The organism is Sphingomonas sp. 28-62-20 (assembly GCF_002281505.1).
In genome coordinates this window covers 260,599-283,293 of record NZ_NCGH01000007.1, presented here as the reverse complement: position 1 = coordinate 283,293, position 22,695 = coordinate 260,599, and the positions used below count along the sequence as shown (strand labels likewise).

General features: G+C 61.5%; 23 protein-coding genes and 1 tRNA gene. 17 read left to right on the top strand and 7 right to left on the bottom strand.

Translation table 11 applies throughout. The features are described 5' to 3' along the window. The coding region (locus B7Y43_RS07940; RefSeq protein WP_374131086.1) for a cold-shock protein at positions 1-905 on the top strand (905 nt) is incomplete at its 5' end. Between the two features lie 232 nt (positions 906-1,137). On the opposite strand, the gene B7Y43_RS07935 is transcribed toward B7Y43_RS07940, so the two are convergent. Next, positions 1,138-2,154 carry a YeiH family protein gene (locus B7Y43_RS07935; protein WP_374131085.1) on the bottom strand — a complete coding sequence of 339 codons (1,017 nt, stop codon included), beginning with the start codon at positions 2,152-2,154 and terminating at the stop codon, positions 1,138-1,140. 146 nt (positions 2,155-2,300) lie between these two features. Here B7Y43_RS07935 and B7Y43_RS07930 point away from each other — a divergent pair, with 146 nt between their 5' ends. The 3 genes from B7Y43_RS07930 (at position 2,301) to B7Y43_RS07920 (ending at position 5,285) form a co-directional block, all read left to right on the top strand. Then, positions 2,301-3,542, top strand: a complete 1,242-nt coding sequence (locus tag B7Y43_RS07930; protein WP_374131100.1) for an MFS transporter — start codon at positions 2,301-2,303, stop codon at positions 3,540-3,542. 75 nt (positions 3,543-3,617) lie between these two features. Then, complete coding sequence (locus B7Y43_RS07925; RefSeq protein WP_374131084.1) at positions 3,618-4,199, top strand: TetR/AcrR family transcriptional regulator; 582 nt, start codon at positions 3,618-3,620, stop codon at positions 4,197-4,199. A 3-nt stretch (positions 4,200-4,202) separates the two neighbouring features. Next, on the top strand, positions 4,203-5,285 hold the full coding sequence (locus B7Y43_RS07920) for an NAD(P)H-binding protein (RefSeq protein WP_374131083.1): 1,083 nt from the start codon (positions 4,203-4,205) through the stop codon (positions 5,283-5,285). A 50-nt stretch (positions 5,286-5,335) separates the two neighbouring features. Here the strand turns inward: B7Y43_RS07920 and B7Y43_RS07915 are convergent, their stop codons facing one another. After that, entirely contained in the window at positions 5,336-7,723 is a 2,388-nt protein-coding gene (locus B7Y43_RS07915; protein WP_374131082.1) for a TonB-dependent receptor, read from the bottom strand. Positions 7,724-7,832: 109 nt separating this feature from the next. Further along, complete coding sequence (locus B7Y43_RS07910; protein WP_374131081.1) at positions 7,833-8,921, bottom strand: Gfo/Idh/MocA family protein; 1,089 nt, start codon at positions 8,919-8,921, stop codon at positions 7,833-7,835. Between the two features lie 26 nt (positions 8,922-8,947). On the opposite strand from B7Y43_RS07910, the gene B7Y43_RS07905 reads away from it, so the two are divergent. From B7Y43_RS07905 to B7Y43_RS07885, 5 genes are read left to right on the top strand one after another with little or no spacing between them, the layout of a single operon-like run. Then, positions 8,948-9,856, top strand: a complete 909-nt coding sequence (locus tag B7Y43_RS07905; protein WP_374131080.1) for an aldo/keto reductase family oxidoreductase — start codon at positions 8,948-8,950, stop codon at positions 9,854-9,856. Next, positions 9,853-10,917 (top strand): LLM class flavin-dependent oxidoreductase, encoded by a 1,065-nt coding sequence (locus tag B7Y43_RS07900; RefSeq protein ID WP_374131079.1) that lies wholly within the window; start codon positions 9,853-9,855, stop codon positions 10,915-10,917. Before B7Y43_RS07905 ends, B7Y43_RS07900 begins: the two co-directional genes overlap by 4 nt. A 13-nt stretch (positions 10,918-10,930) precedes the next feature. Then, the gene (locus tag B7Y43_RS07895) at positions 10,931-11,524 is read left to right on the top strand and encodes an NADPH-dependent FMN reductase (RefSeq protein WP_374131078.1); all 594 of its coding nucleotides are present in this window, start codon (positions 10,931-10,933) and stop codon (positions 11,522-11,524) included. Next, positions 11,517-12,689: a molybdopterin-dependent oxidoreductase gene (locus B7Y43_RS07890; RefSeq protein WP_374131077.1), complete on the top strand. Its 1,173-nt coding sequence runs from the start codon at positions 11,517-11,519 to the stop codon at positions 12,687-12,689. The genes B7Y43_RS07895 and B7Y43_RS07890 overlap by 8 nt, the downstream gene beginning before the upstream one ends. Then, a complete protein-coding gene (locus tag B7Y43_RS07885) occupies positions 12,686-13,027 on the top strand; it encodes a cytochrome C nitrite reductase (RefSeq protein WP_374131076.1) in 342 nt (113 codons plus the stop codon). Before B7Y43_RS07890 ends, B7Y43_RS07885 begins: the two co-directional genes overlap by 4 nt. 41 nt (positions 13,028-13,068) lie before the next feature. Here B7Y43_RS07885 and B7Y43_RS07880 read toward each other — a convergent pair. Continuing rightward, positions 13,069-13,142: transfer RNA gene (locus B7Y43_RS07880), tRNA-Gln, on the bottom strand. Positions 13,143-13,288: 146 nt separating this feature from the next. Here B7Y43_RS07880 and B7Y43_RS07875 point away from each other — a divergent pair. Together B7Y43_RS07875 and B7Y43_RS07870 are read left to right on the top strand one after the other, a co-directional pair. After that, positions 13,289-14,332 carry a Ppx/GppA phosphatase family protein gene (locus tag B7Y43_RS07875; protein ID WP_374131075.1) on the top strand — a complete coding sequence of 348 codons (1,044 nt, stop codon included), beginning with the start codon at positions 13,289-13,291 and terminating at the stop codon, positions 14,330-14,332. Then, entirely contained in the window at positions 14,329-15,009 is a 681-nt protein-coding gene (locus tag B7Y43_RS07870) for an RlmE family RNA methyltransferase (RefSeq protein WP_374131074.1), read from the top strand. The genes B7Y43_RS07875 and B7Y43_RS07870 overlap by 4 nt, the downstream gene beginning before the upstream one ends. 74 nt (positions 15,010-15,083) lie before the next feature. On the opposite strand, the gene rpoZ is transcribed toward B7Y43_RS07870, so the two are convergent. Next, positions 15,084-15,428 carry a DNA-directed RNA polymerase subunit omega gene (gene rpoZ / locus B7Y43_RS07865; protein WP_374131073.1) on the bottom strand — a complete coding sequence of 115 codons (345 nt, stop codon included), beginning with the start codon at positions 15,426-15,428 and terminating at the stop codon, positions 15,084-15,086. A gap of 110 nt (positions 15,429-15,538) precedes the next feature. On the opposite strand from rpoZ, the gene B7Y43_RS07860 reads away from it, so the two are divergent. The 4 genes from B7Y43_RS07860 to B7Y43_RS07845 all read left to right on the top strand — a co-directional run bounded on the left by B7Y43_RS07860 (position 15,539) and on the right by B7Y43_RS07845 (position 19,520). Then, complete coding sequence (locus tag B7Y43_RS07860; RefSeq protein WP_374131072.1) at positions 15,539-16,717, top strand: phosphatidylserine/phosphatidylglycerophosphate/cardiolipin synthase family protein; 1,179 nt, start codon at positions 15,539-15,541, stop codon at positions 16,715-16,717. A gap of 46 nt (positions 16,718-16,763) precedes the next feature. Beyond that, positions 16,764-17,084: an antibiotic biosynthesis monooxygenase gene (locus tag B7Y43_RS07855; protein WP_374131071.1), complete on the top strand. Its 321-nt coding sequence runs from the start codon at positions 16,764-16,766 to the stop codon at positions 17,082-17,084. Between the two features lie 8 nt (positions 17,085-17,092). Then, positions 17,093-18,391, top strand: a complete 1,299-nt coding sequence (locus B7Y43_RS07850) for an MFS transporter (protein WP_374131070.1) — start codon at positions 17,093-17,095, stop codon at positions 18,389-18,391. A 238-nt stretch (positions 18,392-18,629) separates the two neighbouring features. Beyond that, positions 18,630-19,520 (top strand): LysR substrate-binding domain-containing protein, encoded by an 891-nt coding sequence (locus B7Y43_RS07845; RefSeq protein WP_374131069.1) that lies wholly within the window; start codon positions 18,630-18,632, stop codon positions 19,518-19,520. A 37-nt stretch (positions 19,521-19,557) separates the two neighbouring features. On the opposite strand, the gene B7Y43_RS07840 is transcribed toward B7Y43_RS07845, so the two are convergent. Next, entirely contained in the window at positions 19,558-20,013 is a 456-nt protein-coding gene (locus tag B7Y43_RS07840; RefSeq protein WP_374131068.1) for a peptidylprolyl isomerase, read from the bottom strand. A 137-nt stretch (positions 20,014-20,150) separates the two neighbouring features. On the opposite strand from B7Y43_RS07840, the gene mgtE reads away from it, so the two are divergent. Beyond that, a complete protein-coding gene (gene mgtE, locus B7Y43_RS07835) occupies positions 20,151-21,551 on the top strand; it encodes a magnesium transporter (protein WP_374131067.1) in 1,401 nt (466 codons plus the stop codon). Positions 21,552-21,590: 39 nt separating this feature from the next. Next, a complete protein-coding gene (locus B7Y43_RS07830; protein WP_374131066.1) occupies positions 21,591-22,007 on the top strand; it encodes a DUF1489 family protein in 417 nt (138 codons plus the stop codon). Here B7Y43_RS07830 and B7Y43_RS07825 read toward each other — a convergent pair. Continuing rightward, positions 21,999-22,694 carry a head GIN domain-containing protein gene (locus B7Y43_RS07825; protein WP_374131065.1) on the bottom strand — a complete coding sequence of 232 codons (696 nt, stop codon included), beginning with the start codon at positions 22,692-22,694 and terminating at the stop codon, positions 21,999-22,001. The genes B7Y43_RS07830 and B7Y43_RS07825 overlap by 9 nt on opposite strands. Between the last annotated feature and the right edge of the window lies 1 nt (position 22,695).

Genomic DNA, 22,695 nt, shown 5'->3' with positions numbered 1-22,695 from the left:
TACTTTCGGTTCAACAAGATGAAGCGGTGACTCTCGGAAGAGCATGGGATTATTATTTTCCATTTGAAGCCTCTTCTCATAGCTCTAGTGAAGAACTGTCTTCCTTTATTACAGTATTGAGATATACGTTCCATAGACCTAGAGATGTGTTATCAGTATTGGATACGCTGGAGTCACTGTATCTAAAAACAGGCGATGTTGTGAATTATTTTACTGACAAACATTTAACATCATCTGAGTTTAGGAGGGCATATGGCGAATACATGCTCGGTGAAATCAAGGACAGCTTATCTTTCTATTATGATGAATCAGAATATCAGCTATTTTTGAAGTTTTTTGAGTATTTGGACGGGGCGCATAAATTTGATTTCTCAAAATTCATCGGGGCTTATGCCGATTTCATGAAATTTGTAGCCACTCGAGAAGTAAAAATACCAGATTTTATGGGTTCAGCGGAAGAATTGCTACAGTTCTTATACGACCAGAATGTTCTGAGCTACATCGAGGGTACGAGCGATAAGCCATTTATCCGCTGGTGTTTTATAGAGCGTAGTACGTCCAATATTTCACCAAAAGTTAAAACACATTCCAATTATGAAATACATTATAGTTTGGCAAGTGCTCTAAATACGGGAAAAAAAATTCAGCCCCGTCGCAAAACGGCGACTGCAGTTGTTGCTCCTACTAAGGCTGGATTCTTTGAGGGTAATATAAAATTTTATCAAAGTAAGCAAAATTATGGATTTATTGTACAAGATGGTATGCCCTTGGACATGTTTTTTCACGGCAGTCGTGCGTTAGGTAACGCTAATCTATCCAAAGGATCGAGAGTGAGGTTTCGCCTTGAGAAGGACGAAAATGGACGACTGATGGCCGTCGACATAATGAACGTAAAGGGAGATTAAATTTATTTGATTGATATAAACTGTCATACTTTTATGATGGTGGGGCTTCTAGAAAAGATTTTAAATTGGGACGGGCTGCAGCAGAATATAACTAATAATAACTAATCCGATACAACTTTACTTTTTTGAGTGATTAGATAACAATAATCAGGATATTTAATTTGGCCAGTCAGCTGGAACGTTTAAATTTCATGTTCCCAAGAATCAGACAGTGTAGAAGTTCTTCGCAACTCTACCCAATCACAAGCACCGCCACCGACCCCGACAGCACCAGCGCCGCCAGCGTCGCCACCCCGATCACCAACAGCGGTTTCGGCCCCGCCTCCAGCAATTGGCGCATCGGCGATCGGATCGCCGTCGCCGTCACGGCGGCGGCGAGGGCGGCGGTGGCGAGTTTTTCGGCCCCGGTTGCCACAATCGGCGGGATAACGCCGAGCGAGTGGATGCCCGCTACCACGAAAAAACCGACAACGAACCAGGGGATGCCGGGGCCCTTGGTCTTGCTGCCTTCTTTGGGAAAATAGAGCGCGACCACCGCGAGTGCGGGAGCAAGCAGCGCGACGCGGGTAAGCTTGACGATCGCAGCGATGTCGCCTGCGCCCGGCGAATAAGCATAGCCCGCGCCCAATGTCTGCGCGACATCATGGATCGAGGCCCCGAGCATGAAGCCGGCCTTCAGATCGGTCAGCATCATTGCGTGCGCCAGGATGGGATAGGTCACCATCGCCGCCGCACTCATCGCCGAAATCCCGACGAGCACGATCGTGAGCTGCGCCTGGCTCGCGCGCTTCTCGCCAAGCGTGGTTGCCAGCGCGAGCGCCGCCGAGGCACCGCAAATCGCCACCGCGCCGCCCGCCAGCACCCCGAACGCGCTATCGAAGCCGAAGCGCCGCGCCGCCAGCACACCGCTGCCGATCACCAACGCCACAATCGCCACCACGGCAATCAGCGCGACGGGCCCAAGCGCCATAATCTGCCCGAAGGTAACGCGCACGCCGACCAGCACGATTCCCCAGCGCAACAATGATCGCGAAGCAAAGGTCAGCCCGTCATGCAACCGTGCGTCAGCGCTCAAAAAATTGAGCGCGAGGCCGATCAGCAGTGCCATCAGGGTGAGCGGCGCACCATAATGATCGGAAATAAACCCCGCCGACAGCGTTCCGGCGGCGACCACCGCCAGCCCGGGCAGCAGCCCCCGCCAGGTGGATGCCGGGCTCGGCTCGATATCGCCATACAGGTCCGCTGCCATGGGCAGTGGCCGTTTTGTCGGTTTGGTTCGCGTGTTTGCCATACCCCGCCCTGAAACATCCCTTATGTATCGCTATTGCTGCAAAGGGCTAGCCGAAGCGTCGCGGGTATGACAACGTTATCTGAAAAGCCATGGGGAGAGCGATGATGTCAGGCAAGAGCGGGGCCACCCGGTGGGTGATCGTGGCGATGGTGTTCTTCGCGATCATGCTGAATTATGTCGATCGGCAGATACTGGCGCTGCTGAAGCCGACATTGGAGGCGGAGTATCACTGGTCCGACCAGGATTACGCCAACATGGTTTCAGCCTTTCAATTCTCCGCAGCGGTCGCATTTCTGGGCACCGGCTGGTTCATCGATCGGGTGGGGTTGCGCCTGGGCTTTGCGATAGGCGTCGCGGTGTGGAGCATCGCCGGCATGGCGCATGCCTTTGCGACCGGGGTGATCGGCTTCGTCGCGGCGCGGGTCGTGCTGGGGGCAGCGGAATCGATTGGAACGCCGGCAGCGGTGAAATCGGCGGCGACCTATTTCAGCCAGAAGGAGCGCTCGATCGCGCTGGGTATTGGCAATACGGCGCCCAATATCGGTGCAATCGTGACGCCATTGGCGATCCCGGCGCTGGCGGTGGCGTTTGGCTGGCGCGCGGCATTCCTGATCGCTGGCGGACTTGGGCTGGTATGGGTCGCGGTCTGGTTTGCAATCCGCGTTCAGCCGGTTGCGGCCGATGGTGAACAGCCGACACCGATCGCCTGGACGGACTTGCTCAAGGATCGCAAGATCATCGCGCTCGCGGTGGCCAAAGTGCTTTCGGATCAAGTGTGGTTCTTCATGCTGAGCTGGCTGCCTGATCTGTTCCACCGGCTGTTCGGCCTGCCACAAGGGACAGTGGGGCTGCCGGTCGCCTTGGTCTATGTCTTTGCCGCATTGGGCGCGCTGACCGGCGGCTGGCTGCCAACGCGAATGATGGCGCATGGATGGAGCGTCAACCGCGCCCGCAAGACGACATTGCTGATCTATGCCGTGCTGATCCTGCCGGTGTCGCTGGTGTTACTGGTATCCAGCCCGTGGAGCGCGGCGCTGCTGCTGGGGCTCGGTTTGTTTGCGCATCAGGGTTTTTCGACCAATTTGTTCGGCTTTGCGACCGATGTGTTTCCGGCGCGGATTGTCGGCTCGGCAGTCGGGATGGCGGCGTTTTGCGGCAATATGTGGTCAATCGGGCTGATCCAGCTCGCTGCCTATTCGCTCTCACAGGGCTGGGGCTATGGCCCATTGCTGGCGATTTGTTCTGGCAGCTATTTGCTGGCGTTGCTGTGCATCCAGCTGCTGGTGCCCGTGATTGTGCCCGTTGATGAAAGCGAGCGCGGCGAGGGATTGGCGATGGCGCACTAAGCAGCATTTTCAGCCAATAGTGGATCGGTCTTTGGGGGATTGACGGTTAAGTTAGCATTTGCTAACACGCTGATCATGACGACGCCTTTCCATCTGTCGAGCGAGCTCGATCCACCCGCCAAGCGCGCAATTGTTGCGACCGCGCTTGAGCTGTTTTCGATGCACGGGGTCGATGGCGTCAATATTCGCGACATCGCGGCTGGCGCTGGGTTCACCAACCCGGCCATCTTCCGCCATTTCGCCAGCAAAGAAGCTCTGGCGCAAGCGTTGTTTGATCGCTGCTACGCCGCGCTAGCGCATAGCCTGACGGCTGAACCAGCGATGGCATTGCAAGACCGGCTGATCGCCTGTGTGGCGCTGATCAAGGCAGCGCCGCAGGCGGTGCATTTCGTTCTGGAGAATCTTCGGCGCTACTGGCCGACCTTGCCCGAAGCGCAACGCGCGCTGCCGCTACCCGCCCGGATGCGCTTGCTGGTTGAGGCCGAACAGGCCGCCGGACGGATAAGCGCCAGTGCCGATCCCGGCTTGGCCTCCATCCTGCTGCTTGGCGCGCTTGGGCAAGTGGCGCGGCTCGCGCTGTTTGATGAGCTGCCTGACCCGGCGGAGCATTTTGCCCAATCCCTATGGACCTTGTTGTTTCGTGGACTGGAGAATTGAGTCATGTCTGATGTGTTAGCAAATGCTCACTCTATCCCAGATGGCCTGCCATGGGCGTTAATCGGTCCCACCGGCGTGACGGGACGGATGATTTTGGACCGTGCGCTGGCGCTGGGGTATCGACCGCGCTTGATCGGTCGCGATCCCGCCAAGCTGGCAGCACTCGCAGCGCCTTCCCAGCTCGACTGGGTTGCCGTTGATCTGCGGGACCGCACGGCGCTGCAACAGGCCCTGGCTGGCCAACGGCTGGTGCTGAATGCGGCCGGGCCGTTCGCGACTACTGCGCCGTTAGTGATCGCTGCCGCGCTTGGTGCGGGAATCGACTATCTGGACTTGAACGGGGAGCTATCGGCATTGGAGGCCATGTTCGAGCAAGACGCGGCTGCCCGATCGGCAGGCGTCGCCCTGGTCGGCGGCGTCGGCTTTGGCATCGCCGCCAGCGACGGGTTGGCCATGCAGGTCAGCGCGCGATTGGGCGGGGCTGAATGGATGCGAATTGCCGTCGCCGCAGATTCAGGTTTTGGCTCTCCAGCCGTGGCGGAAAGCACCGTGACCGTGATTGCAGGCGGCGGTCGCGAAGTACGCGCTGGGGCGATCACTCGGCGAAAATTAGCGCGGGGACGCTGGCGCGAAACGGACCCCGATGGAATCCGGCATGCTTTCGCCAGCGCACCACTTGCGGATCTCGCGGCAGCCCGACGAGCGACTGGGACGCGACGGATCATCGCTGGCGTCCCGATGGCGCATAGTCAGGCGCGTCTTCTCTCATTCATCGCACCGCTGTTGCCGATGTTGCTCAAATTGCCCCCGGTTCGGCGCGCGATGGCGCAGGCGGGGGGGCATGGCGGGGCGGCAAAAGCGGCCTTCCGGTCGCATGTATGGATCATGGCCGGACGGGGGAAGGCAACCGAGACTGCCAGGCTCGATGCGGGAGAGGGCTTTGCCACCACGGTCGATATCGCGATGGCAGCGATCGCGTGGACCCTTGCGCACCGACCGGCCGCTGGCGCCCATAGCCCGGCAACCGCGTTTGGCGCTGACTTCGTCAGCGCGATTCCGGGTATCTCTATCCGCTTTGGGCAATAAAAGGCCCGGCCGGCATGCGCCGACCGGGCCCCAATATTTCTGCGATCAGATCAGAAATTTACCCGACCCGTCACGCCGAAATAGCGATCGGCGTCACGCGGGATCTGAAAGAGATAAGCGTTGCCCGGACCGCCATTGGCGATCGTTGCGGCAAAGCTCTGGTCGAACAGATTACGGACCTGGAAGGTCAGACGATATTTGTCGTCGTTGGTGGCAATCGCCGCCGAGAGGTTGGCCAGGCCGTAAGCACCGATCGTCCCCAGCCGCCGTTGTACGGCATCCGCCGCGAACAACGAGAGCTGCGAGCTCTGGTACGATCCTTGCGCCCCCAGATAGACATCCACCTGTCCGCCGGTGCGGATGCGGTAATCGACGCTCACATTGCCCTTCCACTTCGGCGCAAAGCCAAGCGGCGTGCCCGCCGGGATAACCGCTGCGCCGAGCGGTGCGCGGAACGCATCGACCTTTGCATCGGTATAGGCAATGCCGCCGCTGAAGTTCAGGTCCGGGATCGGCCGGAAGCTGGCATCGATTTCCACGCCGCGCGTCGATACCTTGCCCGCGTTGGTGAAGCGCGTGACGACCACGCCCGCCACCAGATCAGGATTATTCGCCTGGAAGTTATCATAGACGGCATAGAAACCGGCGATGTTCAGGATCAACCGGCCATCGAGGAAGGTGTTTTTCAAGCCGACTTCATAGGCATTCGACGTTTCCGGCGCGATCACGTTGGTGCCGTTCTTCGACAGGTTGAAGAACACGTTGAACGCCGGGCCCTTATACCCGCGCGAATAGGTGAAATAGGCGATGTTGTTTTCAGTCAAATCGGCCTGGATACCGGCCTTGCCCGAAAAATTGGTCGAATTGGTCCGCGCCGTGAAGGGAATGCCATTGGTGGCGGTAACTACCCCGTTCACGCCGGGCGAATTGAAGACGCCCTGATCGAAATTGGGATTGATACCCCCGGTGCCGACCGGCACCCCGCCGGCCACGTCCAGATTGCGGCTGACGCGCGAATGGAACACGTCGAGGTGATCCGAGGTATAGCGAACGCCACCGATCAGTCGCACCCAGCTGGCTATGTTAAGCGTACCCTGGCCGAAGAGCGAGAAGTTGTCGAAGGTCGAACCAAAGACCGCCGTCCCACTCGGGAAGGTCGATGGTGCCGCCAGCGGGCTCGTGCACGGGATCAGGCTGCCTGCCGGAATGACCGCGCCAACCGCTGCGCTGCAGCGCGTGACGTCGCGCGTAAATGTCCGTTCGGACACCGCACTCGAATAAAAGCCGCCGATGACATAGTCGAAAAACTGCTTGCCGGGTGAGGTAAGGCGGATTTCCTGGGTAACGGTGTGCCCGGTTTGCGGGCCAAAATCGTGCAACTGGTTGAACCCGATATAGGCCATTGGCAGCCAGTCACCGTCGCGAATTTCGGTGTTGGCCCAGTTGCGATATGACGTGATCGACGTCACCGTATGGTTCGCCACTGCATAATCGGCCTGCAGCGAGAAGCCATAGCCGGTCTCCCGCGTCGCGGTGACAAGGTTCTGGGCGATCGTCCGCGTCCGGTCGCCGAGCGGTGTCGGCAGCACCTGCGTCGACGCGTTGGTGGTGGTGGCACCGGTTGCGTTCACGATGGGCAGCGTGCCAACGACGGGCGCGCAGCAATCATCGTTGTTGCGGTGATAATCGGCAATGAACATCAGCGTCAGGTCAGGCGTCGGCTCGGCTTCAACCTGCAGGCGGAAACCGTAATGCTCCCAGCCGTTCACGATCCTGTTGACCGCCGTGTTGCGGATGTTGCCATCGTAATTGCTATAATAGCCGCTCAAGCGCGAACGAACATTTTCACCCAGCGGCACGTTGATCGCAGCGCGGGCGCGATATTCAGAATCGGTGAAAAAGCCGAGTTCGACATAGCCACCCAGTTCCTTCGACGGCCGCTTCGAGACGATGTTGATCACGCCAGCGCTGGCGTTCTTGCCGAACAGCGTGCCCTGGGGGCCCCGCAACACCTCAATCCGCTCAATGTCGAGCAGGTCGCTAAACGCTTCGCCAGCGCGGCTGAACACAACGCCGTCAAGCACGGTCGACACTGACGGTTCGCCAGCGATCGAGAAGGTCGCAGTGCCGACACCGCGCAGGAACAATGATTGGTTGAGCGTGGTGCCCGATTTGAGAAAGTTGAGCGACGGCACAAGATATTGCGCGCCCTCCAGGCTCACCTTGCCGGTCGCGGCCAGCGTATCGCCGCTCACAACGGTGACCGCCAGCGGCACGTCCTGCAGGCGCTCGCTGCGCTTTTGCGCGGTGACAATGATTTCGCCCGAATCGCTCGCCGCATCGGCTGCCGGCGCAGAATCGGTAGCTTGCGCAAAGGCTGGTGCGCTCAGCAACAGTGCCAATGATGCGGCACCTGCCATCAGAATTGATCGTTTCATGGTTATCCCTCCCTAAGTCCTACTATTTTGATAGGTTATTCTATCTTGGCGGCAAACGCCGCGTTCTTGGCTGGCTTGAAGAAAATCTTGCCCGCGCAATCTCCATTGCTCAGAATCCCAACTCCGTCATCGTCACCACGCGCTTCTCCCGCGCACTTAGCTCGGCAGCCGTGCCGACCGCGACCGCCATCAACCCGTCATGGGCAGTGACCTCGACCGGCCCCTCACCGCGCACAGCGGCGATGAATTTCTGATGTTCGTAGAAGGTTGACCCGTGGTGGCTGCCAGCGTTCAGCGCTGCGGCATCAACCTCAACCACGCGCCGCGTGGCTGCTTTGGGATTGCGGAACCCGACGCGCGGCGAAAAGACGATCGCGCCTTCAGGGATCAACACCTCCAGCCTTGCCTTTTCGCCGACGGCCGCAATCTCTTCCTGATTTTCAGCCCCATCGGCAAACATCGACAGATCAAGCATCGCGCGGACACCGTTGCTGAAATCGACGGTCGTGTAGCTGTTGTCGATAATATCGGGGCGCTCGCCCTGATAGCTTTCGTCGAGATGGTTCACGTCCATCGCGCCCGAACAATAAACGCGGACCGGATCGGCCTGCACGATCAGGCGCATCAAATCGAAGAAATGGCAGCATTTCTCCACCATCGTGCCGCCGGTGTTGCGGTTGAAGCGGTTCCAGTCGCCAACTTTGGGCAGGAAGGGGAAGCGATGCTCGCGGATCGACAGCATTTTCAGCGTGCCGATGCGGCCACCGTGAATCTCAGCGATGAATTCGGCCGCCGGGGGCATGTAGCGATATTCCATCGCCGTCCAGAACACCCGGTCAGTCTGCGCCGCGCGGTCGACGATCCAGCGGGCATCGGCAATCGTGGTCGCGACGGGCTTCTCGCACAGGATGTGGAGACCGGCATCGAACAGGGGCACAAGAACATCGCGGTGGGTATAATTGGGGCTGGCGACGATCACGGCATCGCACAGGCCACTGGCGGCGAGTGCCGCTGCACTGTCAAACGCCTGCACGCCCTCTGCCCGTGACCCAAGCGCGTTCTTTGCCCAGCCGAGCGATGCCTCGGTAGGGTCGGCAAGCGCCGTGACCACCGCGCCGGGGGTGATGGCAAGGTTGGTCAAATGCTCGACCCCCATCATCCCCGTGCCGATCAGGCCATATCGTACTTGCTCTCCCAAGCGTCTCGCCTCTATGTATGACAACGATGTCTGAAAGCACCTATACACCCGAATCGCGGCCCTTGGGCAAGAGCGGAATTTTAGTCTCCCCGATTGCTTGGGGCATGTGGCGCTTTGGCCACGCTGGCGTATCGGGGGGGCGCGCGCTGATCGAAGCGGCGTTTGCGGCCGGCGTTACGCTGTTCGATACCGCCGATATTTATGGCTTTGATGGCGCTGGCGGCTTCGGCGATGCTGAGAGCCTGTTGGGGCAGATATTGACCGAAGCGCCGCAGCTGCGCGGCCAGATGGTGCTGGCGACCAAGGGGGGCATTACCCCGCCGGTACCCTATGATTCTGGCAGGGATTATCTGACGGCAGCGCTTGATGCGTCGCTGCGGCGGATGGCCGTTGACTCGGTCGATCTCTACCAGATCCATCGACCCGACATTTTGGCGCACCCGCAGGAGGTGGCGCGGACGTTGGAGGACATGGTCAGCGCGGGCAAGGTTCGCGCGGTTGGCGTGTCGAACTATACGCTGGCGCAGCACCGGGCGCTGGCGGCGTTCCTGAATATCCCGCTTGCCTCGACTCAGCCCGAATTTTCGCCGCTTGAACTGGGGCCGATCGAAAATGGCCTGCTCGATCTGGCGATGGAAACCGATCTCGCCGTGCTCGCCTGGTCACCCCTTGGCGGCGGCCGCATCGGCGATCCGCAGGATGCGCGGGCAACCGCCGTCGCGGCCGCGCTTGATGTGGTCGCGGCCGAAGCCGGCGTCTCGCGCGCGGCGGCGGCCTATGGCTGGATCATGGCGCATCCGGCTCGGGTGATCCCGATCGTCGGCACGCAGAATCTGGACCGCATCGCTGAAATCCCCGATGCCTTTAAATGCCACTGGAGCCGCCAGCGTTGGTATGATGTGCTGGTCGCGTCGCGCGGAGAAAAGCTGCCATGAGCGCAAGCCCTTGCGAAATTAGCTGGTTTTCCGCGCTCTGCGATGACGACTATGAATTTCTCGGCGCGCCTGATCCGATGCTCAAATCAAGCTGGGAGCATTGCCGCGACATCGTGATGCAGGCCGAAACTGGCGGGTTCGACAATATCCTGCTGCCATCAGGCTATGCGCTCGGCATCGATACCACGGCGTTTGCCGCCGCGATTGCGCCGATGCTCAAGCGGATGGCGTTGCTGATGGCGGTGCGCGTCGGCGAAAGCTGGCCACCACAGCTCGCGCGCCAGATCGCGACGATCGACCGAATGCTTGGGGGCCGATTGAAGGTCAATATCATCTCCTCCGAAATGCCCGGCGAGACGCTTGGTTCTGCCCCGCGTTATGCGCGGACGGTCGAGGCGATGCATATTTTGAAGACATTGCTGAACGGCGAACCGCTCAATCATCAGGGCGAATTCTGGCAATTGAAGCTCGATCCACCACGGATCGGCACGCTCAGCGGCAAGGCGCCGCAGCTCTATTTCGGGGGGCTGTCGCCTGATGCACGCGAAGCAGCGGCCAAGGGCTGCGACGTCTATCTGATGTGGCCTGACAAGCGCGAGGCGGTCGCCGCGATCATCGCCGATATGCAGGCCCGCGCTGCCGCGCATGGCCGCACGCTGCGCTTTGGCTACCGCGCGCATGTCATTGTGCGGGATACCGAGGCCGAGGCCCGGACGGCAGCCGATCGGCTGCTGTCCAAGCTGGACGATGCGCAAGGCGCGGCGATCCGTGCCAAGTCGCTCGATTCGCAATCTGCTGGCGTCGCGGCGCAAGCGGCGCTGCGCGACAATGCCGGCGATGACGGCTATGCCGAGGCGAATTTGTGGACCGGCGTTGGCCGGGCGCGCTCCGGCTGCGGCGCGGCGATTGTCGGCGATCCCGATCAAGTGCTCGCCAAGCTCAACGATTACCGCGCGATGGGCATTGAGGCCTTTATCCTCTCGGGCTATCCCCATGCAGCCGAGGCGGATCTGTTCGCGCGCCACGTGCTGCCGAACATCGATCACGCGCTACTGACCTAAAAGGAATGCCCTAATGGCCGATACTGCCCCCACCGATCTGCCCCTTGTCGTGGGGATCGGCGGTACGATCGGCGGGGTCTCCTCCACCGAGCGCGCCTTGATGATCGCGCTCGACAGTGTGGGGCGGGAGGGATTTCGTACGCGCATGTTCGGCGGGGCCGATATGGCGCGGCTGCCGCTTTATGATCCCAAGGCGACGAGCCGGACCGATGCCGAACTGGAATTTGTCGAAACGGTGCGACAGGCATCCGCGCTGATCATCGCCAGTCCAGGCTATCATGGCAGCATTTCGGGCGTGGTGAAAAATGCGCTCGATTTGCTTGAGGAAACGGCGGGGGATGCGCGGCCTTATCTCGCCGACATGCCGGTGGGGCTGATTGCCACCGCTTATGGCTGGCAGGCGACGGGAAGCACGATTGCGGCGCTGCGCTCGATCGTCCATGCGCTGCGCGGGTGGCCGACACCTTTTGCTGCGGCGATCAACACGCAACTGACCAAATTCGACGATGCGGGCGGCGCGAGCGAGCCCGCCGTGCTTGATCAGCTGGTAATGGTCGGCCAGCAAGTTGCCCGCTTCGCACCGCTGGCGGCTGCCACCAATGGCTGATTGGGGCCGCCGCGATGCGCTCGCGGCGCTGGGGGTCGCGGGCGCTGGGCTGGCGCTGCCTGGCTGGACGCAAGCGCGCCCGCTGCCGCTGGTGCGCAATTTCCCGCAAAAGGGCGCAATGCTGCTCCAGCGCAGCCGCGCGCCGCTGCTGGAGACGCCGTTCGAGCTATTCGATCAGGGCATCATCACCCCCAACGACCGCTTCTTCGTGCGTTGGCATTATGACGATATCCCGCTGTCGGTCGATACCAATGCCTTCCGCCTCAAGGTCGATGGCGCGGTAAGCGGTCGCCTTGCCTTCTCGATCGCCGATCTGCTCAAGCTGCCGCGCGTGGAGTTGACCGCGATCAACCAATGTTCGGGCAACTCGCGGGCGTATTTTTCGCCGCGCGTACCGGGTGCGCAATGGGGGCACGGCGCGATGGGCAATGCGCGGTGGACCGGGGTGCGGCTGAAGGACGTGCTCGACCGGGCGGGGGTGAAGGCGGGGGCGAGCGCGGTGCGCTTTTCGGGACTCGACCGACCGCCGGGCGAGGCGCCGTGGTTTGCCAAATCGCTCAGCGTCGACCATGCGCGCGACGGCGAGGTCATGATCGCCTTCGCCATGAACGGGCAGGCGCTGCCGATGCTCAACGGATTCCCGATCCGGCTGGTGGTGCCGGGCTGGTATTCAACCTATTGGATCAAGGCGCTCGACCATATCGAGGTCCTCGACGCGCCAGACGATAATTTCTGGATGGCCAAGGCCTATCAAATCCCCGCGACGCCGCGCGCGAGCGTTGCGCCGGGGACCAAGGATTTTCCCAAGCTGCCCATCAACAAGATGCTGCCGCGCAGCTTCATCACTAGTCGCGGCAGCGGTCCGATCAAGGCAGGCGCTCCGCTGCATTTGCGCGGCATTGCCATGGGTGGGGCAAGCGGCGTTGCTGCAGTCAACCTGTCAGTCGATGGCGGGGCCTGGCAAAAGACGGTTTTGGGAAAAGATCACGGCAAATACAGCTTTCGCGGCTGGGAGATGACGGTCACCCAGCTCGCACCGGGCCCGCACCGGATCGCGGTGCGCGCCACCAACACCAGCGGCGACACGCAGTTGCCCGATCCCATCTGGAACCCCGGCGGCTATATGCTCAACACCATTGAGGCGATCACGGTGCACGCCGCATGAAGCGCGCTGGCGTGATCGTCGCGCTGGCGCTGCTGGCCGGATGCGGGACGAAACCGGCAACCGAGGGCGCCCTGCCCGCAGATTTTGTGCTCAACAGCACGACGATCGCGCTACCAGACGAGCCCGTCACTTTGCCGGCCAGTGCCGAAGCGGTGTCGCTCAACTGTACTGCCTGCCATTCGGGCGAAATGATCCTGGCGCAGCCGCCGCTCAATGCGGAGAAATGGCAGGCCGAGATCGACAAGATGCGCAGCGTGTTCAAAGCGAGCATCGATCCAGCGCAGGACCCAAAACTAATCGCCGAGCTGATCGCGCTGCAAACCGCCGCCCCGCGCTGAAGGGGTCCCAGCGCTGCAGAATGGCATCTAGCCGGAAAGGCTGGATGCCCCGTGAGGATTCGAACCTCAATTAACGGAGTCAGAGTCCGTGGTCTTACCATTAGACGACAGGGCAGTGCCGGGGCGCGAGATAGGCGGGGCGTGATCGGCTGTCAACGTGCGGGCTCGCTTGCCGCCGCCGCTATGCTCGGCTAGGCTTGGCCCCAAGCACGGTGGGGACGGCACGTCCCGGACCGCAGAACATAAATGTGAGCAACGGCCATGGGTGATCAATCCGCCCGCGTGCCGCACCGGCAGGGCGCAGGCCCGGCCCGTTCGGCCCCTTCCAAAACAGCGCGTGCCCGCTGGCCCGAAGCGCGCCACTATGCCGCGCTTGATCTGGGCACCAATAATTGCCGGCTGCTGATCGCGCGCCCCGCCGCCAATGGCTTTACCGTGATCGATGCCTTTTCGCGGATTGTTAGGCTGGGGGAAGGACTGGCGGCAACCGGGCGATTGAGCGATGCCGCGATTGACCGGACACTAGCAGCACTGTCCATTTGTGCCGACAAGCTGCGGCGGCGCAATGTCACCATGGCGCGATCTGTCGCGACCGAAGCCTGTCGCCGGGCGAGCAATGGCCCTGCATTCATCGAGCGCGCCTATCGTGAGACCGGGATAGCGCTGGATATCATCACCGCCGAGGAAGAAGCGCGGCTGGCGGTGCTTGGCTGCCATGTCCTGATCGAGCCGGGGGATGATCCCGCACTAGTGTTTGATATTGGCGGCGGGTCAACCGAATTGGTGCTGGTCGATACGACCACCACCGTGCCCACGGTGATCGATTGGCATAGCGCCCCTTGGGGGGTGGTATCGCTGACCGAGAGCACGGGCGGTGGCGATGGGCCAGGCGGGCGCGCGGCTGCCTATGCCCGGATGCGCGCCGTTGTGACGGACAGTTTTGCCGATTTTGCGCGGCGCTTGCCGAGCGGGATCGAGCGCCCCCGCTTGCTTGGCACCAGCGGCACGGTCACCACGCTGGCCAGCGTGCATCTGGGGCTTGAGCGCTATGATCGCAGCGCCGTTGACGGGCTGATCGTCCCTGCGCCGGCCATGCGCCAGATCAGCGCTGATTTGGCGGCGAAATCGATTGAGGATCGCGCGCTGTTGCCGTGTATCGGCAATGAACGCGCCGATCTGGTCGTGGCGGGCTGCGCGATCCTTGAATCGATCATGGACATCTGGCCGGCAGAGCGGCTCGGCGTGGCTGATCGGGGCATTCGCGAGGGTATCTTGCGGCGACTGATGAATGGGCGTGACCGATGAGCAGAGGTGGATCAGGCGGCCGGGTGCGGGTGCGCACCTCACGCGGGCGAACGCCGCAATCGAACCGCTGGCTCGAACGCCAGCTCAACGATCCCTATGTCCGCAAGGCCAAGGCAGAGGGCTATCGCAGCCGCGCTGCCTATAAGCTGATCGAACTCGACGAGCGTTTTGCGCTGTTAAAGGGCGTAAAGCGCGTGATCGATCTGGGCATCGCGCCGGGCGGCTGGAGCCAGGTGGTGCGCAAGATGACGCCGGGCGCCGCGATTGTCGGGATTGATCTGCTGCCGGTCGATCCTATCGATGGGGTGATCATCCTGCAAATGGACTTCACCGATGATCGCGCGCCCGAAAAGCTGATGGAGGAACTGGGCGGCGCGCCCGATCTGGTGCTGTCGGATATGGCCGCCAACACGGTAGGCCATCCGCAGACGGATCATTTGCGCACCATGGGGCTGGTCGAAACCGCTGCAGCCTTTGCCTATGATGTCCTGAGCCCCGGCGGGGCGTTCGTCGCCAAAGTGCTGGCGGGCGGTGCTGATAGTGCGCTGGTGAGCGAACTCAAGCGCAATTTCACGGCTGTAAAGCACGCCAAACCCCCGGCGAGCCGCAAGGATTCGTCAGAATGGTATGTGATCGCCCAGGGGTTCAAAGGGCGGCCCAGAATTAGCGAGAGCTAATACTGGCACCCGCCGCCCACGCGGCCGACAATCGGCTTATCCTTGGCTGACGCTGCCAGCCTTGGACCGCATACTCAGCCTTCGTAATCGCTACCCAGATTCTGATTGCGCGGCGGGGCAGCGGCCGTGAGGCGAAGCGCCTCTGCCGATGCAGCCAGCGAGCCGACTTCATCGGGCGCATCATCATCATCAACCTGAACGCGCTGAAGACCCTGCACCACGGCTTCCTGAAGATGCTTGGGCTTTACCGTTTCTTCGGCGATCTCGCGCAGCGCAACGACCGGGTTCTTATCGCGGTCGCGATCGACGGTGAGGTCTGCACCACCCGAAATCTGGCGCGCGCGCTGGGCCGCGAACAGCACGAGATCGAAACGGTTTGGAATTTTGTCGACGCAATCCTCGACGGTAACGCGCGCCATACGAACGCTTCCTTCACTGTAACGGAAAGGCGGCGACCTAGGGTAAGGCTAGCGTCGAGTCAAGAATTCTGCCTTGCACCCCCGCGGGACACCCCGCATGGATCAAGGCAATGGCCGATCCCGCCCCCCAGCCGTGCTTTACCGTCACCGGCAATCAGCTGACCCTCCTCGACAATGGACCGGTCCGGCTTGAAACGCTGATCGCCCTGATTGACGGGGCCAGGGAAACGTTGCGGATCATCTATTACATCTATGTCGATGATCGCGCCGGCAGCCAGGTGCGCGCGGCGCTGATCGCGGCGGCAGGACGCGGGGTCCGGGTATCGTTGATCGTCGATGGACTGGGCAGCGAAGCGGCAAACCAGAATCATTTCTTTGATCCGATGCGGGCAGCCGGTATTGTCGTTTGCCGGTTTGAGCCGCGATGGGGACGTCGCTATCTGCTCCGCAATCATCAAAAGCTGGCGCTGGCCGATGGCGATGGCGCCGCTCCTCGCGCCATCATTGGCGGATTCAATGTCGAGGATTCCTATTTCGGCACCCCCGCCGATCAAGCCTGGCGTGATCTTGGGCTGTTGATCGAAGGACCGGCGGCGATGCGGATCACGGGCTATTTCGATGCGCTTGCCCGCTGGACCAGGCGACCGCGCGCACCGCTGCGGGTGCTCAGGCGATCACTGGGCAGCTGGAGCGAACCGGCCGGGCCAGTACGCTGGGTGTTTGGCGGCCCGACCCGGCGGCTTTCCCCCTGGGCGCGCGCGATCAAGAACGATATTGAGAAGGCCAAGCGGCTTGACCTGATTAGCGCTTATTTCGCGCCAAGCCCCGGGATGCTGCGTCGGCTGGGTGCTGCCGGGATGCGCGGCCGGGCACGGATCGTGCTGGCATCGAAGAACGACCATGGCGCGGCAATCTGGGCATCGCGCTTCACTTATGCCGGGCTGCTGAGAAAGCGCGTTGAACTCTATGAATATCAACCAACCAAGCTGCATACCAAGCTCTTCCTGATCGACGACATCGTCTATATCGGCTCGGCCAATTATGATGTGCGCAGCCTGTTTCTCAATCTGGAAATGATGCTGCGGATTGAGGACCAGGTTTTTGCCGCGCAGGTGCGCCGCTATATCGATGGCGAAATCGCGCAATCGGAGCGGATCACCTCCGCGCTCTACAAGGCGCGCACCAGCTGGTGGATGCGCTGCAAACAGGCCGTGGCCTTCTTTGCGATGACCGTCTTGGACTATAATGTAACCAAGGGGCTTAATTTCGGGCCCGACAAGCGACGCTAACCCCGTTCAGGGTTGCACCCGCGCCCCAACCGCCTAATCGGGCGACATGACCGAACGATTGGGCCAGATTGCCGTAATCTTCCTATCCGTGCGCACTGAGGCGCATGATGACGATTATCAGGCAGCCGCAGCGGCCATGGATGCCCTTGCCGCCGCCCAACCCGGCTATTGCGGCATGGAAAGCGCCCGCGGGGCCGATCGGCTCGGCATCACTGTCAGCTATTGGGCGGACGAAGTGCAGGCCAAGGCCTGGCGAGACCATCCCGACCACAAAAGGATCCGCGATCTGGGACGGTCGCATTGGTATCACCGCTATGAGGTCATCGTGGCGGAGGTCACCCGCGATTATGCTTGGTCTGCCCCATGAACCGCCCGATGAGCCGCCCCGGGCCTGATCGCGATTTCATACTGCTGTTTATGGTGATGCTGACGATCGCTGCCGGCAATACTGCGCTGCAATCCGTCCTGCCCGCGCTCGGCCGATCCTTGCAGGTGCCTGACAGCGGCGTCGCTGCGGCGTTTTCGGTATCGGCCTTGCTTTGGGTGCTCGCTGCCCCGTTTTGGGCGCGGCGATCGGACCGGCATGGCCGGCGAGCCATGATCGTGCTGGGCATGGCGGGCTTTGCGGTGTCTTTGGGGTTGTGCGGGGTCTTTCTGATGGCCGGCATCAATGGCTGGATCAGTGGTAGCCTGGCGTTTTTGCTCTTTATTGGCGGCAGGCTGATTTACGGCACGTTTGGGGCAGCCGCACCGCCAGCGGTGCAGGCACTTGTCGCGGGTCGCACCAGCCGCGAAGAGCGGACCAAGGCACTCACGCTGCTCGCCTCGGCATTCGGGCTGGGCACGATCCTGGGACCAGCGATTGCCCCTTATCTGATTCTCGGCTCACTGGGCTCGGTGCAAATCGGCCTGGCAGGGCCTGCCTTTATCTTTTCGGCCTTTGGGGTCGCGATGGTGGTGACGATCTATCGCATGCTGCCCGATGATCGCGGGGTGGCGATCGGCCATCACGCCGCCGTTAGCGCCTATCCGTCGATTGGCGGCCAGAGCAGCGGGGCGAGCATCACGGCGGCAACCGCGCCGACGACCGAGCATATCGGCTATTTCGACCCCCGGATTCGCGGCTGGATGATCGCCGGGCTAGTCATGGGCCATGCTCAGGCAATGACTGGCCAGGCGATTGGCTTTCTCGTCATCGATCGGCTGCACCTCGCTCCGGCGCTGGCGTTGCAGCCAACCGGCCTGGTGCTGATCATCGGCGCGGGCGCTGCGCTGCTCGCGCAATGGGGAATCATCCCCAATCTCAACCTCGATCCGCGCCGCCTTGTGCTGATAGGGCTCGTGTTCGCCGCGATCGGCACCGCGCTGACGGGGATTGCGACCTCGCTTTATGGGATCGCGCTTGCCTATGGCCTGGCCTCACTCGGCTTTGGCTTTACCCGGCCCGGCTTTACGGCTGGCGCTTCATTGGCGGTCGGCGCCGAAGGTCAGGGATCGGTGGCGGGCAAGGTCACCTCCATCAACGGGGCGGCTTTTGTCCTCGGCCCGTCGATTGGCGTGGGTTTGTATGAACTCTACAAGCCGCTGCCCTATCTGATCGCGTCGGTTGCCTTGCTGGCGATGCTGGTGTTCGCCTGGGAACAGCTGCGCGACTCGCCCGCCGTTCCCGATTGATCCTGCGCTGCAGCGATACCAAAACTAAAAAAAGGGCCGACCCCGTGAGGGATCGGCCGTGAAAGTTTTAGGAGAGGATGCCTGAAAGGCCTGCTCTATGTGCAGTGCAGCAGATTATTGTGCAAGTGCGAAAAGAAAAACCGCGAATGCAAAAATTGCATTTCACTATGGCGCGAAACGCAGCCTGGCTGTTATGATCAGGTGAGGGAAATGACAGGTCGCAAGTGGGAGGGGACCGTTGCGCAGATTACCGCCACTGACCGCCATCGAAGCGTTTGTGCAGGTCGCGCGCCTTGGCTCGGTCAAGACAGCGGCCGAAGAACTCGCGCTGTCAGCGCCAGCACTGAGCCGTCGAATCCAGGCGATGGAACGCTTTATCGGCAGACCTTTATTCGATCGCCGCCATCAGGCGATGCAGCTTAACGGTGATGGGGAACGGCTGCTGGCGCAAATGGCACCAGCGCTCGACAGCCTGACGGACGCGGTCGAATCGATCACCAGCGCCACCGATGTCATGCGGCTGCGGCTCGGCGTGCTGCCGCTTTTTGCAACGCAGCGCTTGTTCCCCAGACTGCCCGCCCTGCGCGCGCTATATCCCGAACTGCATTTGGACATTGATACGGCTGGCCATGGCACCAGTCGGCTTGGCGAGGGGCTGGACGCTGCAATCGTGCTGCAGCGCGATGTCGATCCCGCGCTTTATGCCCGGCGACTCGATCGCAACACCATCTATGTGATCGGCCAGCGCGACATGACGCTGGACGATGCGCCAATCACTGATCCGCGCCAGCTGGCCATGCTGACCGCGCTGGTCCATCGCGACATCCCGGATACCTTTGCCACCTGGCGCAATGCCGCCGGGCTAGGCGATCTTGAACCGCGCGCCATTGATCATTTCGATTCGGGTGCCCTGATGCTGGAGGCAGTGGCACAGGGGCTTGGCGTCGCCTTCATGCACGCCAATCATTTTGAGGATGCGCATGATCCCCGCCTGGTCCGCCTGTTCGATATCGCTGTGGAAAGCCCGTACAGCTATTGGTTCGTCTGCCGCCCCCGCGCGCTGCAACAACGCCCGGTCAAACTCTTCCATGATTGGCTGATCGCGGCACTGGGGCTGCCGGACGATTGATCCGCCAGCCCCGAGTCGCCACCCCGACTATTCCGCGTCAGGCGGCGCGCATGCTGACAATCTTGCCCGGTGCGCGCGGCGGCTCGCCCTTGGGCAGCGCGTCGATATGCTCCATGCCCTCAGTCACCTGGCCCCAAACCGTATATTGGCCATCAAGGAAGCGGGCGTCGTCGAAGCAGACGAAAAACTGGCTGTTGGCGCTATTCGGCTGGGATGAGCGCGCCATCGAACAGACACCGCGGACATGCGGCTCCTTGCTGAATTCTGCCTTGAGATCGGGATTTTCCGATCCGCCCATGCCGGTGCCGGTCGGATCGCCGCCCTGCGCCATGAAGCCAGGGATAACCCGGTGGAAAATCACGCCATCATAAAAACCTTCATTGGCCAAGGTCCCGATCCGCGCGACATGGCCGGGGGCCAAATCAGGGCGGAGCTTGATGATCACATCGCCGCTTTCAAGCGTCATGGTCAGCGTTTCGAATTGGTCGGCCATTGGGCATCCTTGCATGTGGAAAACATGACGCGGCCCTAGCGAGGCTGGCGCGCGCTTGCAAATAGGACGCGATTGGCTTTGTCGACAGAGGCGGCTAGAGCCCGGAGGAGCAGCCGCCAGCGACGGGAGGTCAAACCATGAGCGAGACCGAACTCGATCAACACGAAGCTGAGGCTAATCAGCTCGATGAAGACGATCGACTGAAGCCGGCTTTTGTGTCGGCAGTGCTGGCAGCGGTCGATGCCGATGATGCCGAGGGTGCGCGCGCACTGGTTGAGCCGCTCCACCCCGCCGACATCGCCGATCTGTTTGAGCTGGTGCCGGCGGATCAGCGCGCCCGGCTCGCCACCGCCATCGCCGATCTGCTCGACGGCGAGGTGTTCGCCGAGATGAACGATTATGTGCGCGAGGCGCTGATCGATGCGCTGGAGCCGCATCAGGTCGCGACGATCGCCGCCGAACTCGATACCGACGACGCCGTCGCGATCATCGAGGATATGGAGGAGAGCGATCAGCGCGCGGTGCTGCGCGCGCTTGATCCTGATGATCGCGCCGCGATTGAGGAGGCGCTGTCGTACCCTGAGGAGTCCGCCGGTCGCCTGATGCAGCGCGAACTGATCGCGGTGCCGGAGCATTGGACGGTCGGCGATGTGCTCGATTATCTGCGCGGCAATGACGATCTGACCACCGATTTCTGGGAAATCTTCGTCGTCGATCCCGCGCACAAGCCGCTGGGCACGTGCCAGCTTTCCTGGATCATGCGCACGCCGCGCATCGTCTCCATGGCCGATGTCATGAAGCGTGAACAGACGCTGATCCCGGTCGAGATGGACCAGGAAGAGGTCGCCCTTCGCTTCCAGAAATATGCGCTGATCTCCGCCGCCGTCGTCGATCCGGCCGGACGGCTGGTCGGCATGATCACCGTTGACGATATCGTCCATATCATCAGCCAGGAGGCCGGCGAGGATATTCTGCGGCTGTCGGGCGCGGGTGAAGGCGACATCAACGAGCCGGTGGTCGAAAGCTATAAGACGCGTGTGCGCTGGCTGATCGCCAATCTGTTCACGGCGCTGCTTGCCTCATCAATCATCGCGCTGTTTGAAGGCACGATCGCCCGGATGGTTGCACTTGCCACGCTAATGCCAATCGTCGCTGGTGTTGGCGGCAATGCCGGGACGCAGACAATGGCAGTGACGGTGCGCGCAATCGCCACTAACCAGCTTACCGATTCAAACACCTGGCGGACGATCCGGCGCGAGATCCGCGTCGCGCTGCTCAACGGCGCGACGATTGCCGTGATCATCGGCATCGGCGTCACGTTGGTGTTCCGCAATCCGCAACTCGGCGCGGTGATTGCTGCGGCGATGATGACGAACATCCTTGTCGCGGGGCTTGCAGGCGTGCTGGTGCCGGTCACGCTTGATCGGATGCGCACCGACCCGGCGGTTTCCTCGTCGATCTTCGTGACGATGACGACCGATTCTATGGGCTTTTTCGCGTTTTTGGGGCTGGCGGCGCTCACCGGGCTGACGGGGTGACTTGACGATCTGCCCCGGCGGTCGCACGCGATCACGATAATGCCGCTTCATCTTACCAAGGTCGCGTTCGGCGCGACCAGTATCGATCATCTTGCCGAGCGGCTGCGTGCGCGCGCGGCCGAGGGGCCGCTGTTTCTGACCACGCGCTACCTGCCCAAGCGACATGAAGAAATTGCCGGCCCGCAAGCAGCAGGGGGATCCTTGTTCTGGATCCTCAAGCATCAGCTGGTCGCTCGATCACTAATCACCGGCTTTGGCGAAGCGGAAGCGGGAAAGGTGGCAATCCTGCTCGATCCGCACCTCGTGCTGGTCAGGGCTGTGCCGAAACGCGCGCATCAGGGCTGGCGCTATCTGGAACAGGGCGATGCCCCCACCGATCTGATCGGGGATGCAAGCGACAATGATCAGATGCCCGCTGCCTTGATGAGCAAGCTGGCCGCGATGGCGTTACTTTGAGTTGCACAGGATCGGCCCGCCACCGATCGATTGGACCTTGCAAGCCGGGTTGCCGGCAACGCTAATTGCACCCAGCCCGGTTGAGGACACATCAGCGGTATAGCGCGCGGCCAGTCGCATCTCCCCCGTGCCTTCTGATCGCGCAATCAGATCATTGACGATCAGCGCTGAGGCAGTGACGGTACCTGGACCGGAAAGCTGCACCCGCGCACGGCCGCTGCGCCCGGCCAAGGTCATCGTGCCCGCACCAATCACTGTGGCGGTGAGCTGATCAGCGTCGATTCCCGCTATGGTCAGCCCGCCCGCGCCATTGACTGACAAATCGAGTCGTTGGCCGACCATCCGTATAATCTTCAGCCGACCGCCGCCATTGACGGCCGCCCCGCGCAAACCGGGCGTCGCCAGCGTGATCACCAGCGGAATTTTGGGCGGCGGTGGTGGCTCGCCGACCGCGAGCGGGCGGGACCGGACGATTAAGGTTTGCCCTTCAACGCTGATCGTCAGCGTATCGAGCACGCGGTCTTCGCCAATCGCCCGCCCGCCCGGGGTTTTGCCGGTGGTCAGCGTGACCTCATAGGGTCCCTCGATCCGGATTCGATCAAAGCTGGCAAAGGTATAGCTTCGCTCGGCGGCGACTGTCGGCGTCGCCGTCATGATCAGCAGGGGCAACAACAATGCTCGATACATC

Excerpts from the sequence above, each read along its gene's own strand:
- rpoZ (WP_374131073.1), bottom strand. The coding sequence starts at position 15,428 with ATGGCGCGCGTTACCGTCGAGGATTGCGTCGACAAAATTCCAAACCGT.
- B7Y43_RS07925 (WP_374131084.1), top strand. The coding sequence starts at position 3,618 with ATGACGACGCCTTTCCATCTGTCGAGCGAGCTCGATCCACCCGCCAAG.
- B7Y43_RS07850 (WP_374131070.1), top strand. The coding sequence starts at position 17,093 with ATGAGCCGCCCCGGGCCTGATCGCGATTTCATACTGCTGTTTATGGTG.
- B7Y43_RS07895 (WP_374131078.1), top strand. The coding sequence starts at position 10,931 with ATGGCCGATACTGCCCCCACCGATCTGCCCCTTGTCGTGGGGATCGGC.
- B7Y43_RS07870 (WP_374131074.1), top strand. The coding sequence starts at position 14,329 with ATGAGCAGAGGTGGATCAGGCGGCCGGGTGCGGGTGCGCACCTCACGC.
- B7Y43_RS07825 (WP_374131065.1), bottom strand. The coding sequence starts at position 22,694 with ATGTATCGAGCATTGTTGTTGCCCCTGCTGATCATGACGGCGACGCCG.
- B7Y43_RS07905 (WP_374131080.1), top strand. The coding sequence starts at position 8,948 with ATGTCTGAAAGCACCTATACACCCGAATCGCGGCCCTTGGGCAAGAGC.
- B7Y43_RS07890 (WP_374131077.1), top strand. The coding sequence starts at position 11,517 with ATGGCTGATTGGGGCCGCCGCGATGCGCTCGCGGCGCTGGGGGTCGCG.
- B7Y43_RS07840 (WP_374131068.1), bottom strand. The coding sequence starts at position 20,013 with ATGGCCGACCAATTCGAAACGCTGACCATGACGCTTGAAAGCGGCGAT.
- mgtE (WP_374131067.1), top strand. The coding sequence starts at position 20,151 with ATGAGCGAGACCGAACTCGATCAACACGAAGCTGAGGCTAATCAGCTC.
- B7Y43_RS07935 (WP_374131085.1), bottom strand. The coding sequence starts at position 2,154 with ATGGCAGCGGACCTGTATGGCGATATCGAGCCGAGCCCGGCATCCACC.
- B7Y43_RS07930 (WP_374131100.1), top strand. The coding sequence starts at position 2,301 with ATGTCAGGCAAGAGCGGGGCCACCCGGTGGGTGATCGTGGCGATGGTG.
- B7Y43_RS07885 (WP_374131076.1), top strand. The coding sequence starts at position 12,686 with ATGAAGCGCGCTGGCGTGATCGTCGCGCTGGCGCTGCTGGCCGGATGC.
- B7Y43_RS07860 (WP_374131072.1), top strand. The coding sequence starts at position 15,539 with ATGGCCGATCCCGCCCCCCAGCCGTGCTTTACCGTCACCGGCAATCAG.
- B7Y43_RS07915 (WP_374131082.1), bottom strand. The coding sequence starts at position 7,723 with ATGAAACGATCAATTCTGATGGCAGGTGCCGCATCATTGGCACTGTTG.
- B7Y43_RS07875 (WP_374131075.1), top strand. The coding sequence starts at position 13,289 with ATGGGTGATCAATCCGCCCGCGTGCCGCACCGGCAGGGCGCAGGCCCG.
- B7Y43_RS07830 (WP_374131066.1), top strand. The coding sequence starts at position 21,591 with ATGCCGCTTCATCTTACCAAGGTCGCGTTCGGCGCGACCAGTATCGAT.
- B7Y43_RS07855 (WP_374131071.1), top strand. The coding sequence starts at position 16,764 with ATGACCGAACGATTGGGCCAGATTGCCGTAATCTTCCTATCCGTGCGC.
- B7Y43_RS07900 (WP_374131079.1), top strand. The coding sequence starts at position 9,853 with ATGAGCGCAAGCCCTTGCGAAATTAGCTGGTTTTCCGCGCTCTGCGAT.
- B7Y43_RS07920 (WP_374131083.1), top strand. The coding sequence starts at position 4,203 with ATGTCTGATGTGTTAGCAAATGCTCACTCTATCCCAGATGGCCTGCCA.